Genomic DNA, 267 nt, shown 5'->3' with positions numbered 1-267 from the left:
TAACACATGCAAGTCGAACGATGAACCACTTCGGTGGGGATTAGTGGCGAACGGGTGAGTAACACGTGGGCAATCTGCCCTTCACTCTGGGACAAGCCCTGGAAACGGGGTCTAATACCGGATACAACACTCTCGGGCATCTGATGAGTGTGGAAAGCTCCGGCGGTGAAGGATGAGCCCGCGGCCTATCAGCTTGTTGGTGAGGTAACGGCTCACCAAGGCGACGACGGGTAGCCGGCCTGAGAGGGCGACCGGCCACACTGGGAC

The 267-nt window shown here is 58.8% G+C and carries 1 rRNA gene; it reads left to right on the top strand.

Annotated elements, in window-relative coordinates:
- Positions 1 to 267 (top strand): 16S ribosomal RNA (locus PUR53_RS00270); the annotation flags it as partial.

The sequence above is a fragment of the Streptomyces sp. SP18BB07 genome (assembly GCF_036322545.1).
Lineage (GTDB): Bacteria > Actinomycetota > Actinomycetes > Streptomycetales > Streptomycetaceae > Streptomyces > Streptomyces deccanensis.
This window is presented reverse-complemented; position numbering and strand designations above follow the sequence as displayed.